The organism is Microcoleus sp. PH2017_08_TRC_O_A (assembly GCF_020738665.1).
Lineage (GTDB): Bacteria > Cyanobacteriota > Cyanobacteriia > Cyanobacteriales > Microcoleaceae > Microcoleus.
The window spans coordinates 39956-55547 of the sequence record NZ_JAEQCE010000023.1 but is presented as its reverse complement, the minus strand read 5'-3'; the positions used below and the strand labels follow the sequence as shown (position 1 = coordinate 55547).

The following is a 15592-nucleotide window of genomic DNA, read 5'->3' as shown; positions in this document are numbered from 1 at the left end:
GAATTTTTAACCGCAGATTATGGCAGATTAACACGGATTAACGCAGATGTATTTGCGGACTTCAATCCGATCGCAATTTAATCTCGTTTCAGCCGCACCATAAAAAAGCCATCCATTTGATGCTTGTGCGGCCAAACTTTGACCCATCCTTCTGGTGATGGCTGGACTGGTAAATCAATGGTTGGCGGTTCGATTTGCCAGTCAGGATTGCTATCTAAGAACGATCGCACAACCTGTTCATTTTCCAAAGGATGAATCGTGCAAGTTGCGTAAACTAAGACGCCGCCGGACTTGACAAATGTCGCTGCATTTGCTAGTAATTCCGATTGCAGTTGCGATTGTTGTTGAATATTTTCGGGAGTGTGTCGCCAGCGGGCGTCGGCGCGGCGGTGGAGGGTTCCGAGGCCGGAACAAGGTGCGTCTAATAATACTCTGTCTGCTAGGTTGATAAATTCTGGGAAGTGGCGGCTGTCTCCGGTATGAATTTTAATAGATTTCATCTGGAGTCGATCGGCATTTTCAGCAAGTTTTTTGAGTCGGCTAGCGGTTTTGTCGCAGGCGTAAATAGTACCTGTATCCTGCATTAATTCAGCGCTGTGGGTGGTTTTCCCTCCCGGTGCAGCGCAGGCATCGATGATGGTTTCCCCCGGTTGCGGATCGAGTAAATGGGTGACTAATTGAGCGCTACTATCTTGAATTGTCCACCAACCTTCGCTATATCCGGGGAGATTTTGAATTGCGCCGGTGCTGCCATTTAGTCTTAATGCTTGGGGTAAATGGGGGATTCTGCTGGTTGAGATGTTCTGGGCTTGGAAGGCACTCTCGATTTGGGCGATCGAGCTTTTTAAGGGATTGATTCTCAGGTCAATTGTGGGAGATTGGTTGAACCATTCGCAGAGTTGTTCTGTTTCGGTTTCGCCTATTTGTTCGTTCCACAATTCTACTAGCCAGTCGGGGAAGCTGTGGAGAATTCCGAGGCGTTGGACTGATGATTTATAGTTAGTAACTGTTAATGGGTTTAAGTCGGTTTCTGTTAAACGGATATATTGCCGCAGCAAGCCGTTGACAAAACTGCTGAGTCCTGATAATTTGTTTTCTTTTGCTAGTTGAACGGTGGTGTTGACGGCGGCGGAGGGGGGAATGTGGTTGAGATATTGGAGTTGATATAAGCCTAAATGTAGGATTGTACGTAGATCGGGCGGTTGTTGGGAGGCTTTTTTGGTGGCTAGTTTGTCGATGATGAAGTCGATCGCGCGCATTCTCCTGACACTACCATAGACTAATTCTGTGACTAAACGGCGATCGAGGTCGTTGAGTTGGGAATTGCGAAAAGTGCGATCGAGGGCGGCGTCTGCGAATGCACCGCGACGGTGGACTTCGCGGAGTGCGAGAAAGGCTATTTGACGGGGATTTTGCATAGTCTAAGATATGGCGGCCGAGAAATCGGGTTTTTTACGATAATACTTCGTTACAGCCCGCAAATTCGATAAAAACCCGGTTTCTTTGTCGGAGTGCATGGGGCCGAGAAACCGGGTTTTTACGATAATACTTGGTTCGTACTCGAAGATTTGATAAAAACCCGGTTTCTTTGTCGAAGTCCCTAAATCCTATGTACTCTTATTCTACCTTTCCCAACACCAATGGTTCTAATAAATTGCGTTCTTCAATGGGAAGTTCTAACAAAACTCGTCTGTCGCCCTTTGTTTCCTTATAGCGGACAGCCGCATTCAGCAGGCGCATGGTAATTTGGAATTGTTCGTAGTTGCTGGTTGGTTCTTGCCACCATTCTAACCAAGTGCGGGCGGCTTTGTCGCTGGCCATTTCTGACATTAGCGCGGGGATATTTCGCACAATTCCCTGTCCTAAGATTGAGAGAAATTTGTATTTTTTGTAAACTGCAATTAGGCTAGTGATGTGAGTTTTAGATATCGTTGGATCGTGCGTGTTTGCGAATAGGTTTCTGATAATTAACTCGGCATCTTGTGAAGCAGCTTCTTTTTGATGTTCGAGGCGTTGGAATGCGTCGTCTAAGGCAACGATGCCTTCATCCCAACGATTTAATCCGAGAATGGCAATGGCACGATTGAAGAAGACATTTGAATATTTATTACCAAGTGCGATGGATTTATCGCAAGATATTAAAGCTTCTTCATAGCGGCCGAGATTATCTAGTACCCAGCCTCGGCTAGACCAAGCCCACTGATAATTAGCATCAAGTTCGATCGCGCGATCGTAAGATACTAAAGCTTCTTCATAGCGTTTGAGGTTTTTGAGTACACTGCCTCGATTAGCCCAATCCCACTTATCATTGTCGTCAAGTTCGAGCGCGCGATCGTAAGATATTAAGGCTTCTTCATAGCGTTTGAGGTTGTTGAGTACAATGCCTCGATTAGCCCAAGCCCACTGATAATTGGCATCAAGTTCGAGCGCCCGATCGTAAGATTCTAAAGCTTTATCATAACGTTCGAGGTTGTTGAGTACATTACCTCGATTAGCCCAATCCCACTGATAATTGGCATCAAGTTCGAGCGCCCGATCGTAAGATTCTAAAGCTTCTTCATAGCGTTTGAGGTTGTTGAGTACATTGCCTCGATTAGCCCAAGCCCACTGATAATTGGGGTCAATTTTGATCGCGCGATCTAAAGATACTAAGGCTTCATCATAGCGTTTGAGATTATTGAGTACAATGCCTCGCATACGCCAAGCCCACTGATAATTGGCATCAATTGCGATCGCGCGATCGTAAGATGCTAAAGCTTCATCATCGCGTTTGAGGTTGTAGAGTGCCCAGCCTCGATTAGCCCAAGCCCACTGATAATTGGCATCAAGTGCGATCGCGCGATCGAAAGATACTAAGGCTTCATCATAGCGTTTGAGGTTGTTGAGTACATTGCCTCGATTAGACCAAGCCCAGTGATAATTGGCATCAAGTTCGATCGCCCGATGGTAAGATGCTAAAGCTTCATCATCGCGTTTGAGGTTGTAGAGTGCCCAGCCTCGATTAGCCCAAGCCCACTGATAATTGACATCAAGTGCGATCGCGCGATCAAAAGATACTAAAGCTTCATCATAGCGTTTAAGGTTGTTGAGTACATTACCTCGCATAGCCCAAGCCCAAGCCGACTTATTATTGGGATCAAGTGCGATCAGCCGATCGAAAGATACTAAGGCTTCTTCATAGCGTTTAAGATTTTTGAGTACATCACCTTTATTAGCCCAAGCCCTCGTATAATTGGAATCAATTTCAATAGCTTTTTCTAAACACTCCAAAGCTTCATCGTGGCGTTTAAGCCTATTCAAACAATGTCCATTTTCCGACCAATCCTTTGCCTCACCGCGACTTGCTACCAACTTCTCCGCATAGGCTAAAGCCGAAACATCATCTTTCTGTTCCCGACAATATTCAATTTCATCATAATAAGCCTTCAGACGCGGATCTTCCTCATCTTTTGCCTCCAGCGCTCGCATATGATATTCTCGATCCATCACAGCATCAAGTGGAATCGGTTCCAAATTTCGCCGATACATAAAATGACCTTCTTTCTCCGCAAAATCAACATCCGCCATCCTCAATCCCAATCGCTGCTGCAACTCTTCCCGCGTATACCAAACCCGAATAAAATCCACAATTAATCGAATCGGTTGATTGCGCTGCTTCTTCACCTCCAGACAAAAACGCATCAAAGGTTCCCGCAATTCATACCACGATTCCCGTCCAATCTCTTCTTTTTTGACATAACCTTTTTCCGACAAATCTTTAAGTTGATTAGACACTGTTTGGTGAGTAATAAAACAGTATTTAGCAATTTCTTTCACTGGTGCAGCACCACCTCGATCGCACAAAAAGTCAACTATCTTTCGTTGCTGATTTGAAATATACTTCATCCGATCCTGATAGTATGGCGTGAGGCTATCCAGCATTTCCATGAACGGTTCCACCAATTTATCCAGCGATTCAGGAGTCATCAGAAAAGCCGAAAAAACAATATACACGCGAGGACTGCCACCAGAAAGGTAATGCACAACTTTTATGCGATCGCGCCCGGTTGGAGTTTGAATAAAAGATGCTAAATCGGTATTCCCTTCTAACTTAGCAATGTGATTCAACAAATCTACAGCATCATCAACCTTAAACTCATTTAATATATGTGAATAGAAGAAACCATAAAAAGGATTATCATAGAGTTTGACTCCATCAAACAAACTTTGTGATGTCGCCAAAATAGTCAAAAACGAATGATTTTGAATGTACGCCCTCAACTGCTTCTGCCCAAAATCTCCCAACCCGCTAAATACGTCCTCTAAATTTTCAACAATCAACAATAGCACCCGATTCCCAACAAACTCTCTCAGCAATTCTGCCGCCTGATATTCAGCTTGTTCCAGCGACAAATCATAAAGCTTTTCAACCTCATCATGTAACTGAGCTTTATATGCTGCGGGATATTCTTGAGCAATTGCCCGGAATATTCCCCGCAATAAATCCAAAAAAGATGCAATCCCCCATTCCTCTTCGCGCAACCACGCAATCAGCAATTTATCCTGCAAATCTTCCATCTTGGCAACGCGATGATAAATCAGGGAAACCAAGTGTGTTTTGCCAATGCCGCGCGGCCCGATTAGTAGTTGAAAATACTTGTTATCTGTTGTGGCGCTATCCCGGATTTTATCGACTAAATAATTTGCTAGTGTGTGACGTTGTACTAAGATATCTTCGAGGGTTTCTGGTGCCATTAAGCTCGGAGTAAATCGAGAGATAAATGTATTTTTCATAGATTGATTCGGTTGGTTATTTAGTATTATTGGTCATTATCAGAGTATTGTCATTGTAAGTATTATTAGTCATTGTCAGAGTATTGTCATTGCGAGTATTATTGGTCATTGCCACTATTATTGTCATTGCGAGTTATGGGTCATTGCCACTATTATTGTCATTGCGAGTGAAGCGAAGCAATCGCCTAGTCTCTGCGATTGCTTTCCTTCGGATCACTTACGCTAACGCTTCGCTCGCAATGACATAGAGAAAGTAGCCGTAAGGTGCGTCGCCCTGAGATTGTTGATTGAATTTATAGATTTTTCAAGGCGACACACCCTACGAGAATATTTTAATTTGTAGGGGCGGTGCCCCCGTGCCCGCCCTCCATGCTCAACATCTCGATGATTTCCAGTATTTTTGAATCAGCGGATAACGAAATTGAAATCCCAAATCACTCTTTTGGATATAATAATCTTTCTGCAAAAGAGTTAACACTTTCCTGGCAATTTCCTTGTCTTGAGTGTCCGACTCTTGCTTGAGACGATTAAACAATTCATCAAATAACAAAGGCTCGTTTGCGACTGCCAAAATATCTAGTAAATTCCTGGCATAAGGACGCTGTTTATCATCGTAATAACTATCGATGCGCTCTGCGTAATGTTCCATCTTCCAAGGATTCATCGGGTCATCCAAAGAATCAGCAATGATTGCTTTAATCGCTGGTATATCCCCTGAACCACCGCGCAATTTGAGTTTAACAATTAAGTGGTGGATGTAGAAAGGAATGTTACTTAATTCATCGGCGATCGCAACAGCAGTTCCTTGGATATCCGGTGTCAAAATATTCTCGCCTTCCAGCAATTTTCGTGCTAAAATAGTTGCATCTTTAGTCGATAGCGGCGGCACATCTTGGGGATACATATCATTAGTCGGGTCGTTTGTATATCCCACTTTTCTCAGATCGGCAATTACGTGATGTAAGCCGATCGAACCTGTATAAACCATTCTAACACGAGGATACATCTGGCGGAGCGATCGCAAAGTATCGAGCAATTCCATCGCCGCTTCATCACCGATGTTACGCAGCATATATGGGAGTTCATCCCAAAAGAAGATGAGTGTGCTGTCTTGATTTTCTACCAAATCTGCGATCGTTTCAATCAGCAATGCTTTCCAGTGAGGCGCGGCAATATCGGGTAATTTGAAACCGCTAAATTCTGCTCCTCCCAATTTGCTTAAAAATTCGTGAGTCTTCTTAGTGGTGCGATTCAAAGGTGTTAAATGTGCTTTGACATCCAGAAAGACTGTGTTGACAAACTCTATGGGCGATTTTACATCTTCCAAATCGCGATAAATCGGCAACTTATTTGCGGTAGCTTCCGATCGCATCTTCTTAATTACCGAAGTTTTCCCCATCCTTCGTTCGGCACTCAACATAACACTTTGCTGCTCTAAAATCCCCCACAAATCAGAAATTAGCTTGTCTCTACCCATGACTTCGGCTGAAGCAATTTCGCCCCCTGGATTCGCTTTCATATTCTTTCCTTAATTATATTTATGCAATTTACTTTTTATATTGTACGTCTATTTTGACGTATATCGGGAATCGACCAACAAAATCGATCGAACTCCTGTGGGATGGGCATCTTGCCCGTCCCTGCTTCCCAGGCTCTGTCTGGGAACCAATATCCAGAGACTCTGCCTCCCTTGTCTCTGATTCGCGGGAGGCAGAGCCTCCGGATCTACCTCCCCAGGCAGAGCCGGAGAATGAGAAAAAAGTATATAAAAATCGGCAAAATCTTCTTGAAGTTTTGTTACAATACGCAAAACTTGATATTTTAAACTATACGGAATGACCTTCTTCAACGCCTCCGAACCCCTAATCCGCTCCAAACAAGAACATCTCGACGTACAAGACCTCGCAGGCCTGTTGCGCCTCCGCTGGCAAGTCGGAAATATTACTCTTTTCTCAGGATTTTATACCCGCATTGACCAAACTTTTCTGCTTTGGGCTTTGGTGACGGCGGGGATTTTTTTTACGGCTCAGTTTGTCCCGCTTAGTTGGAGCTTTCAGGCGATTTTGTGGTCAACAGTGACTCTAATTGGCACTGCGATTATGGCGGTTTTGACTTTGTTTTGGGTAAAGGTTGAGCGGGTTAGCTGGATTCTTTACTCTTGGGCGATTTTGATGATTTCTGGTTTGATTTTGACGGATTGCAGTATTTTTGCGGGTTGGGGATTTTGGTTGCTGCATCTGTGCGATTTGTGGTTGGGGTTGAGCGCGATCGGCTATTTTTGTACTGGACTCGGTTTGCGATCGCGCACTTTTATCCTCATCGGGCTAACTCATTTATTTAGCATACCTCTATTAACATTCGTTGCCCCTTGGCAATATCTAACCACAGGGATAATTATGGCGGGATGTTTGCTGTTACTCTCAGAGTTGCAGTGGGATATGCGATCGCCGATCGACAATACGTTGCTGTGCGAAGAACAAAAAGAATTCAACCGAATTCAACAGCAACGGCGGCAGTTGGGCGCGAATGCAGCCAAATAACTCAAAAATCTTAACAGTCCGCAATCTTATAATTCGCTGAAAACTCACTTAAGCTGCGATCCCCGAACCTAAGTCTGAGAGAGGATTCCAAAAGTGCGATCGATCTCTTAATCAAAACAAAAACAGCATCTTTTAGATCGAAAAAGTGTAAAGAATTCTGTACAACAGGTCACAATTTAGAGAAATCGCAGAGAATAGAAACATACAGCATAAATAAAAAATCAACCTTAACCAGAACAGGAGTTTTGTTGTTTTACCTGTGAATCGCCAACCTAAGGAGAACGGTGTCCGGGAGGCGACTGGCGAAAAATGCTGTACTTACCACGATAAAAGTTAATTCTGGTTGACAGTAGTTGTCAAAACCAAAAAGTGGTGCAGGGTTTTTACCGTTTCCCCTGCTTTGCAGTCTCTGAGGAGAGGCTAAACCCTCTACTAGAACAGCCTGAGGAGATTGGCACACAATTTGACAGGTGGTCAGGCGGATGTTTGAGTTACCTTGTTTAATAAAATTGAGGAAATGCTCGCTTAGCAGCATTGCAGGACTTAGGATTAAATAAGTCCTGCTTTATCATAGGTTCGTAGTAAGGACTTTAGTCCTCCCTCTTGAATTTAGAAAGAAAGGACTGAAGTCCTGACTACAAACTTGTAGGTTATGTTTTACTCGCTACGTGCCTTTTCGCAAAAGGGTGCATCTGGTTTTGGAAGAGGGCGAAGCATGACCGTATATAAGTTATTAGTTCTAATCTCATATTGACTGCGGTCATGCTTCGCCCCTACAGATATATTTGTCAAACCCAGATACACTATCGCAAAATTTCTCGCACTTCCATTAAAATCTGTCCCAACATATTTTTGCCACTGCCATCTTTCCCACAACCCCAATAGTAATCTCCAGGTGCGTTTTCGACTATTTCTTCATCCCCGGTAGCGAGTAAAATTTCGCGGATATCGGCATGAGTTTCAAATTTGCGTAATACGCATTTTCGCATGATATCATCTTTGACTTGTTCCCAATCTTGGCGCAGGGGACGAGAGCGTTCGCGCCCCATTGTTGCTGCATCTTTCGGCGTTTTTGCTTGGCGAATTTGCTCGCAGTGTTCCGTTTGGGGAAACTTTTGTGCTTGAAAATAATGTTCGGTAGTCGGCCAGTATTCTCCGTCTAACTTGAATCCGTGACGGGAAAAGTTAGAGAAACTACCGTATTCGCTGCGAGTGCTGTAAAAGTAGATAGTCATAATGTCTCCGATTTCAACCGCCATAATAACTTGGGTCTACGGCCAGCTTTACCTATCTTGATTCTCCACTATCTTAAACTGCAAATCAATATTTTCAAGATGGGAACCAATGTAAGACAACAAAGCGTAGATAAATACGATCGTTCCCACCATTTCCAAAATTTCCTCAACCGAAGCCAGCAAACCGTAGATCAAAGTTCGCTGACCTACCGCATCTGCATAATAACCGCAAACCATTTCCATGCCAAGCGCTCCACCTACATATATACTGCCTGCGAGTAGAAATAAATCCCTGGTTTTTCGGGGTAAGTGCCAGAGAAACTTGAGATAAGTCAGCCCAGTAACTGCAACAAAAATCGCCCCCGGAATTACCCAAATGAAGTAAAAAAATCCCCCTAAATTCAGTGACTCTCGCAAGTCGTTAATAATTAATATTTCATGCAGGCTCAAGATTTCATCTAAAGAGAATAATACAAAGATGAACCCTAGTGCCTTCCAATGCCGAAAATATCGATCGCCCTGCTTCTGCTTGGCAGCAGCAATAATACCTAGCAAAATCCCGCAAAACAGTAAAGTAAATGACGAGTACCACGAGGGATAATTTATTTCTCTGTCTAAATTAAACAAATGAATCCAGCGTTCGCGATAGTTAAAACCGTAGCGCAGAACTTGTACGGTGAAACCAGCAACAGCAAAGAAGAGCACCCAAATGCTAAGAGAGAAGGCAACTCTCTTTGGCGAAACAGAAATAATGAATTTCATCGACTTTTTGGTAAACTAGAACAAGCAAAATAAAACTATAAAGTAAAAAATAAAAAATGCAAACATCCGCGCTATCCGTCTCTGCTGATTGTTCTGTATAAAAAAATACTAATAACTGAAAATGCGCGTTCAAATTCAAACCTTCACTGTCCGCAAGCGGTTTGCACTTACCATCAGCCGCGGTACAACAGCCCAAAGTACCAATTTGTGGGTAAAATTAACACACGAAGGTATCGAAGGTTGGGGAGAAGCATCGCCCTTTTCCACAGGTTCTAAGCCCCAAACTACCGAGAGTCTGCTAGCAGCATTGCAGGAAGTTGCACCGCTACTAGAAAAGTTTACTCCGTGCGATCGCCAAAAAGTCGAACAAATCTTCACAGAAATCGAGTTACCCTCCGCCGCCCGCGCCGGCATCGACATGGCAATGCACGACTGGCTGGGCAAAAAAGCAGGCTTCCCGCTGTGGAAAATGTGGGGATTAGATCGATCGCGCATTGTCCCCACATCCGTCACCATCGGCATAAATTCGCCGAGGAGTGCGAGAGACAGAGTGCGCGATTGGTTTGGCAAAGATGCGACAGATCCCGCCAGCATCAAATACCGCGCTGTCAAAATCAAGTTGGGAAATCCCGCAGGAATTGAAGCCGACAAAGCTATGTTGATCGCAGTATTAGACGAAGCGCCGGCTAACATTCAAATCAGTGTAGATGCTAACGGTGGTTGGAATTTGAAAGAAGCAGTAGAAATGTGTAGCTGGCTGGAAAAATATAACATCAATTATGTCGAACAACCGCTTTCACCAGTCGCGGATCTGGCTGGATTTTCGGAACTGTACCGTCAATCGCCACTGCCAATTTTTGCTGATGAAAGTTGCTTTAATAGTTCTGATATACCCAAGTTAGCACAGTGCGTCCACGGCATCAATATCAAAATGATGAAATCCGGCGGATTGAGCGAAGCTATGCGGATGATTCACACAGCCAAAGCCTGCAATCTGCAAGTGATGTTCGGCTGCTATTCCGATAGTGCGATCGCAAATACCGCAGCAGCACAACTTTCTCCCCTCGCTGATTACTTGGATTTGGACAGTCACTTGAATTTACTAGACGATCCTTTCAGCGGCGCAGTCGTTGAAAATGGGTGTTTGCTGCCAAATGGGCGATCGGGATTGGGAGTGCAGCGAATTGACCTTGTAGAATAGAAGTATCGTTAAACAGTTGACAGTTGACAGTTGACAGTTGACAGTTGTAGCGTGCGTCGCCACCAACCATCACAAATAAAAATCGACCATTGATGAGCGACGCACCTTACTTACAGTTGACAGTTGATAGAGGAAGCACGAGGTTTTCAGGATGGGGATTTACAGCCAACCCTAAAAATATTCCACCTAAAGACGAGCGTTTTAAAACCATGAATTTCGATCAAAACAAATCTGGAGATACTATGATGCCAGTAGAATCAATAGGACAGGGAATTGATAGAGAAGCCAAGCTTTTTTTTGAAGAACACAAGCCGCCCACTGATTTAATCTTTGATGATGGTGCAGAAATGGAAAGCAACCGCCACCGCATAGCAATGACCGTTTTAATCCGTTCGGCAGAACAAGGTTTAGCTAACCGGAACGATTTTTTTGTCGGTGGCAATATGTTTATCTACTTCAGTGCCCAACAGGTTCGCAATCGGGATTATCGAGGCCCAGATTTTTTCGCTGTGTTGGGTGTTGACGGCAATACTTCCCGACAGGGCTGGGTAGTTTGGGATGAAAACGGACGTTACCCGGATATCATTGTGGAACTGCTTTCACCATCAACGGCTAATGAGGATATAGGCAAAAAAAAGGATATTTACGAGCAGGTTTTCAGAACACCAGATTATTTTGTCTTCGATCCTTTCGATCCGAATTCTTTGCAGGGATGGCGTTTAGATAATAATCAACGCTATCAACCGTTAGTCCCCAACGAACAGGGCTGGCTGTGGAGTCAAAGTTTGGGCTTTTGGTTGGGGACTTGGGACGGAATTGTCGATCGAGAAACAGCAACTTGGGTGCGTTTTTACGACGAATCTGGCAATCTAATTCTGTTACCTGAAGAAGCTGCTCAACAGCAAGTCGAAGCTGCTCAACAGCAAGTCGAAGCTGCTCAACAGCAAGTAGAAGTTGCTCAACAGCAAGCGGAACAGGAACGCCAACGAGCCTCGCGACTAGAAGCCAGATTGCGAGAATTGGGAGAAGATCCGAATGCTTTAAACCAGTAATCGCAAATCACAGCGAACAATCAATTGTAGATTATAGATTGTAGATTGTAGATTTAATCTACAATCTACAATTTTTCAGCTTAAAAGTGAACCAATGACTAAAAACTATCCTATCAAAAATGGCAAAGTTGCTATCTTGTTGCACGAGGGAATTCTCGGCACTTCCGGCAAAACAGGCTTAGCATTTTTGCGCTACAGTGAAGCACAAATTGTAGCAGTAATTGACCGCCAATGTCCGGGAAAATCTTTATCTGAATTAACTGGCATTCCTCAACAATTACCGATCGTTGCTTCCGTTGCAGAAGCACTGCAATTTGCGCCGGATATTCTGCTAATTGGTATTGCTCCATCCGGCGGTGTTTTGCCGCCGGAATGGCTGCCAGAAATTAATCAAGCGGTAGCAGCAGGTTTGTCGGTTGTCAACGGTTTGCACGCGAAACTTGCACCTTTGATAACGGTTCCGTTAACCGAAAATCAATGGATTTGGGACGTGCGTCAGGAACCGAAGTCTGTTGGGGCGATCGCCTCTGCCGCAGCCGCTAAATTAAGCTGTCGCCGCGTGTTAACCGTCGGCACAGATATGAGCATTGGCAAAATGTCAACCAGTTTAGAACTCAATCGCACTTGTTTGCAGCGGGGTTTGCGTTCCAAATTTTTAGCAACCGGACAAACGGGTTTAATGATTGGAAATGAAGGCATTGCTTTGGATGCAGTGCGAGTTGATTTTGCCGCCGGTGCTGTCGAACAAGCGGTGATAACATTGGGTTCTGAATGCGATATTCTGCACGTAGAAGGGCAAGGTTCGCTATTGCATCCGGGTTCGACGGCGACTCTGCCACTGTTGCGGGGCGCGCAACCAACTCACTTAATTTTAGCGCACCGAGCCGGACAAACTCACATTCGCAATCACCCGCACGTATCGATTCCTAGTTTGTTGAAAGTGGTTGAATTGTACGAAATGGTGGCCGCTGCTGCGGGTGCTTTTGTTGGGGCAAAAGTCAGTGCGATCGCTCTAAATACTCATCACTTAACTGACGCAGAAGCGCTGTTAGCAATAGCAGGAATTCAAGCAGAAACGCGATTGCCTTGTACCGATCCGGTGCGGTTTGGCGCGGAGGTGTTGCTGGGGGCGATCGCCAATTGATATGCTACAATAAGTTACAACTAGCTAAGAGCTACAGAAAACTATGACACAAAGCATTCAAGCAAAAACACTGACACTGCGCGATGTCAAAACAAAATTTAACTTCCAACTTGCTGAAGACGAGCAATTCTTCCGGGAGTGGATTGACGATTTACCAGAAATTACTGAGGTCGAAAAGCGATATCTAGACAAAATAAAGGTTGGCTATATTAACAGTGCCGAGTACCCCATGATAGAAGATACCGTAAAAATGGTGGTACTGGCTCCCTTGCTATTTTTAGCAGATTTTTTCCTAACTCCGTTTCACATAGAGTCCGAAAAATCGGTGGAACTTCTTACATTGGATGAAGGTATACTGGTCAGAGGCAGCATTGATATTCTGCTTTTAATTGAATCTTTTTGGGTTGTGGCGATCGAAGCGAAGCGAGCTCAATACTCTCTTGAGGCAGGACTTCCACAGCTACTCTTTTATATGCTGAGTAACCCCAATCCTGACAGACCAACTTTTGGGATACTGACAAATGGCAGCAACTTCAGATTCATTAAATTGGTTAAACAAGATACTCCGCAGTACGCTTTATCTTATGAGTTCGTAATCGATCGCGCCCAAGACTTTTACGAAGTTTTTCGCATTTTCAAACGAATCGCTGCTGTAGTTTCCAGCTATAACTCATGATTGCAAGTTCTTTTTCCTTACCCCCAGAATGCACAATCCGCCAAGCGTCGGAGCAAGATATCAAATCAATTAGAAAGTTAGTTTGGAGTGCGAAACTCGATCCGACTCAATTGCGCTGGGAGCAATTTTGGGCGATCGAATGTGAGGGGAAATTGGCTGCTTGCGGACAATTGCGGAAGTTTACGGGCGCGGAAGAGTTGGGTAGTTTGGTGGTGGCGAAGGATTGGCGCGATCGCGGTTTGGGCATTTACCTGACAAAACATTTAATTCAACAGGCTACAGAACCGCTATACTTAGAATGTTTGGGAAAGCGACTCGCATCATTTTATACTCGCTTTGGCTTTGTAGAAGTTTCTGTGGAAGATTTGCCGCAGTCGCTTAAATTCAAGTTCGGTTTGTCTCAGTTAGGTAAAACTTTATTCAGAATTCCGGTAACAATTATGCAGTATCAAGCAGGTTCTTGATAATTATGACTTTTATGAATTTGAGATTCTGAATTTATGAATTGATTTTAAGTTCGATCTGTTCAATAATTGGGATTACAGGCTCGGTTCGTAGTGAGGACTTCAGTCCTCATCAGATGAGAGAGGGCCCAAGCCCAACAACGTCCGCGAATCTTTCTGAGAACCGCTATATGTATGGATGTTCCGGATTGCCCGATCGACTTTGCGTAAACTCAGGATTCACAGCCTGCGCTAGTCCAGTTGCCTAAATTGGCACAGCTACCAGTCAGATGAGTAGGCTAAAACCTTTAAAAAATCGTTGTTTCCTGGCGGACAAGTGTCCTGTGCCAGTACCAGACGATAAAAGTGTCAGGGCGATCGCACCAAACACATTCGATTCCTGGGAAATTAGTAAGTGTCAAGCAAACGAGTCACAGCCCAATCACAAAAAAGCAACCCCAAAAATAAAACATCTTCACAGCAGCAGTAATGCGGAATCAGCCAATCCCTAGTGTAGATAACCACATCTACCCTTGAGGTAAATCCCACCCACGGCTCAACCACTAAATCGTTAATTCAATACCTCGGAATTACCGAATTTAAACTCCCGCAACCGCTTCTCAAATCCCTTCTAAATTTCAAAAATTCTTGGGCTTCGATCCGGATAAAAGAAGGAAAGACAAGAACAATGAAATATCAGGACAATCAATCAATCTCAACCGAGGAAATGCAGCCTCTCAAATAGCACAAACCGACAATTACACATCCATTTATTGTAACAAAACAGGAGTAAATATTATGTTCAACGTAGTAAAAGCTTTCGGCTCTATCTTCTCCACTCAAGGATACAGCACCGAAGAAGCAGTCGTCGATGAATCGATTTACCCGAATCAAACAGGTCGCGTCCGCTTCCAAGGTAGCTGGTGGCCCGCACGGTGCGATCGCCAAATCACTCTCACACCGGGAGACACTGTTTATGTGATCGGCGTTGACAGCATCACTCTGTTAGTTTCCCTCGTTCCCGCAGACTAAGACTAAATCAGAACATTAACAACCAGGAAATGCGACCTTTTAAATAGCAGAAACAGGCGATTAAAATTCCATATATTGTAACACAACAGGAGTAAATATTATGTTCAACGTAGTAAAAGCTTTCGGCTCTATCTTCTCCACTCAAGGATACAGCACAGCCAACAATCTGTTAATCAAAAATTCGATGAATCGATTTACCCGAATCAAACAGGTCGCGTCCGCTTCCAAGGTAGCTGGTGGCCCGCACGGTGCGATCGCCAAATCACCCTCACACCCGGAGACACGGTTTATGTCATCGGCGTTGACAGCATTACTCTGTTAGTTTCCCTCGTTCCCGCAGACTAAATCAGAGTTTGAAAAATCAGGAAATGCAACCTTTCAAATAGCATACACAGGCGATTAAACTTCGATATATTTTAAAACAAAAGGAGTCAGGGAAATGTTTAACTTAGCAAAAGCTTTCGGTTCGATTTTTTCTATTCACACCTACAGCACAGAAAACAATATGTTAGTGGATAACTACATCAACCGATGAATCGATTTACCCGAATCAAACAGGTCGCGTCCGCTTCCAAGGTAGCTGGTGGCCCGCACGGTGCGATCGCCAAATCACCCTCACACCCGGAGATACTGTTTATGTCATCGGCGTTGACAAAATCACTCTTTTAGTTTCCCTCGCTCCCGCAGAGTAAATGAGAAAGTAATTCAAACTTTTTTACGGTTAGAGCCCCGAC

15 protein-coding genes are annotated in these 15592 nt (G+C 44.2%); 10 read left to right on the top strand and 5 right to left on the bottom strand.

Annotated features, from left to right (window positions below; translation table 11 throughout):
- Window positions 1–77: 77 nt before the first annotated feature.
- The 3 genes from JGK22_RS10280 to JGK22_RS10270 all read right to left on the bottom strand — a co-directional run bounded on the left by JGK22_RS10280 (window position 78) and on the right by JGK22_RS10270 (window position 6292).
- A complete protein-coding gene (locus tag JGK22_RS10280; protein ID WP_293211320.1) occupies window positions 78–1418 on the bottom strand; it encodes a 16S rRNA (cytosine(967)-C(5))-methyltransferase in 1341 nt (446 codons plus the stop codon).
- 199 nt (window positions 1419–1617) lie between these two features.
- Window positions 1618–4773 (bottom strand): tetratricopeptide repeat protein, encoded by a 3156-nt coding sequence (locus tag JGK22_RS10275; protein WP_293312808.1) that lies wholly within the window; start codon window positions 4771–4773, stop codon window positions 1618–1620.
- Between the two features lie 373 nt (window positions 4774–5146).
- Window positions 5147–6292: a hypothetical protein gene (locus JGK22_RS10270; protein WP_293225289.1), complete on the bottom strand. Its 1146-nt coding sequence runs from the start codon at window positions 6290–6292 to the stop codon at window positions 5147–5149.
- 316 nt (window positions 6293–6608) lie between these two features.
- On the opposite strand from JGK22_RS10270, the gene JGK22_RS10265 reads away from it, so the two are divergent.
- Complete coding sequence (locus JGK22_RS10265; RefSeq protein WP_293178096.1) at window positions 6609–7313, top strand: hypothetical protein; 705 nt, start codon at window positions 6609–6611, stop codon at window positions 7311–7313.
- Between the two features lie 803 nt (window positions 7314–8116).
- On the opposite strand, the gene JGK22_RS10260 is transcribed toward JGK22_RS10265, so the two are convergent.
- Complete coding sequence (locus tag JGK22_RS10260) at window positions 8117–8548, bottom strand: NADAR family protein (protein WP_293178233.1); 432 nt, start codon at window positions 8546–8548, stop codon at window positions 8117–8119.
- 48 nt (window positions 8549–8596) lie between these two features.
- Window positions 8597–9310 carry a hypothetical protein gene (locus tag JGK22_RS10255; protein WP_293178099.1) on the bottom strand — a complete coding sequence of 238 codons (714 nt, stop codon included), beginning with the start codon at window positions 9308–9310 and terminating at the stop codon, window positions 8597–8599.
- 121 nt (window positions 9311–9431) lie between these two features.
- Between JGK22_RS10255 and JGK22_RS10250 the strand changes: the two genes are divergently transcribed.
- The 9 genes from JGK22_RS10250 to JGK22_RS10210 all read left to right on the top strand — a co-directional run bounded on the left by JGK22_RS10250 (window position 9432) and on the right by JGK22_RS10210 (window position 15550).
- Window positions 9432–10511, top strand: coding sequence for a dipeptide epimerase (locus JGK22_RS10250; protein ID WP_293178102.1), 1080 nt, complete (start codon window positions 9432–9434; stop codon window positions 10509–10511).
- Window positions 10512–10756: 245 nt separating this feature from the next.
- Window positions 10757–11563, top strand: coding sequence for a Uma2 family endonuclease (locus JGK22_RS10245; RefSeq protein WP_293312819.1), 807 nt, complete (start codon window positions 10757–10759; stop codon window positions 11561–11563).
- 94 nt (window positions 11564–11657) lie between these two features.
- The gene (locus JGK22_RS10240; RefSeq protein WP_293312806.1) at window positions 11658–12707 is read left to right on the top strand and encodes a DUF1611 domain-containing protein; all 1050 of its coding nucleotides are present in this window, start codon (window positions 11658–11660) and stop codon (window positions 12705–12707) included.
- 43 nt (window positions 12708–12750) lie between these two features.
- Entirely contained in the window at window positions 12751–13383 is a 633-nt protein-coding gene (locus JGK22_RS10235) for a type I restriction endonuclease (protein ID WP_293312805.1), read from the top strand.
- A complete protein-coding gene (locus JGK22_RS10230; RefSeq protein WP_293312804.1) occupies window positions 13380–13847 on the top strand; it encodes a GNAT family N-acetyltransferase in 468 nt (155 codons plus the stop codon). Before JGK22_RS10235 ends, JGK22_RS10230 begins: the two co-directional genes overlap by 4 nt.
- A 323-nt stretch (window positions 13848–14170) precedes the next feature.
- The gene (locus JGK22_RS10225) at window positions 14171–14338 is read left to right on the top strand and encodes a hypothetical protein (protein WP_293217608.1); all 168 of its coding nucleotides are present in this window, start codon (window positions 14171–14173) and stop codon (window positions 14336–14338) included.
- Between the two features lie 286 nt (window positions 14339–14624).
- Window positions 14625–14858 carry an NfeD family protein gene (locus JGK22_RS10220; protein WP_293312802.1) on the top strand — a complete coding sequence of 78 codons (234 nt, stop codon included), beginning with the start codon at window positions 14625–14627 and terminating at the stop codon, window positions 14856–14858.
- Window positions 14859–15005: 147 nt separating this feature from the next.
- Entirely contained in the window at window positions 15006–15203 is a 198-nt protein-coding gene (locus JGK22_RS10215; RefSeq protein ID WP_366025464.1) for an NfeD family protein, read from the top strand.
- Window positions 15204–15373: 170 nt separating this feature from the next.
- The gene (locus JGK22_RS10210) at window positions 15374–15550 is read left to right on the top strand and encodes an NfeD family protein (protein ID WP_366025462.1); all 177 of its coding nucleotides are present in this window, start codon (window positions 15374–15376) and stop codon (window positions 15548–15550) included.
- The last annotated feature ends 42 nt before the right edge of the window (window positions 15551–15592 follow it).

Excerpts from the sequence above, each read along its gene's own strand:
- JGK22_RS10280 (WP_293211320.1), bottom strand. The coding sequence starts at position 1,418 with ATGCAAAATCCCCGTCAAATAGCCTTTCTCGCACTCCGCGAAGTCCAC.
- JGK22_RS10275 (WP_293312808.1), bottom strand. The coding sequence starts at position 4,773 with ATGAAAAATACATTTATCTCTCGATTTACTCCGAGCTTAATGGCACCA.
- JGK22_RS10270 (WP_293225289.1), bottom strand. The coding sequence starts at position 6,292 with ATGAAAGCGAATCCAGGGGGCGAAATTGCTTCAGCCGAAGTCATGGGT.
- JGK22_RS10265 (WP_293178096.1), top strand. The coding sequence starts at position 6,609 with ATGACCTTCTTCAACGCCTCCGAACCCCTAATCCGCTCCAAACAAGAA.
- JGK22_RS10260 (WP_293178233.1), bottom strand. The coding sequence starts at position 8,548 with ATGACTATCTACTTTTACAGCACTCGCAGCGAATACGGTAGTTTCTCT.
- JGK22_RS10255 (WP_293178099.1), bottom strand. The coding sequence starts at position 9,310 with ATGAAATTCATTATTTCTGTTTCGCCAAAGAGAGTTGCCTTCTCTCTT.
- JGK22_RS10250 (WP_293178102.1), top strand. The coding sequence starts at position 9,432 with ATGCGCGTTCAAATTCAAACCTTCACTGTCCGCAAGCGGTTTGCACTT.
- JGK22_RS10245 (WP_293312819.1), top strand. The coding sequence starts at position 10,757 with ATGCCAGTAGAATCAATAGGACAGGGAATTGATAGAGAAGCCAAGCTT.
- JGK22_RS10240 (WP_293312806.1), top strand. The coding sequence starts at position 11,658 with ATGACTAAAAACTATCCTATCAAAAATGGCAAAGTTGCTATCTTGTTG.
- JGK22_RS10235 (WP_293312805.1), top strand. The coding sequence starts at position 12,751 with ATGACACAAAGCATTCAAGCAAAAACACTGACACTGCGCGATGTCAAA.
- JGK22_RS10230 (WP_293312804.1), top strand. The coding sequence starts at position 13,380 with ATGATTGCAAGTTCTTTTTCCTTACCCCCAGAATGCACAATCCGCCAA.
- JGK22_RS10220 (WP_293312802.1), top strand. The coding sequence starts at position 14,625 with ATGTTCAACGTAGTAAAAGCTTTCGGCTCTATCTTCTCCACTCAAGGA.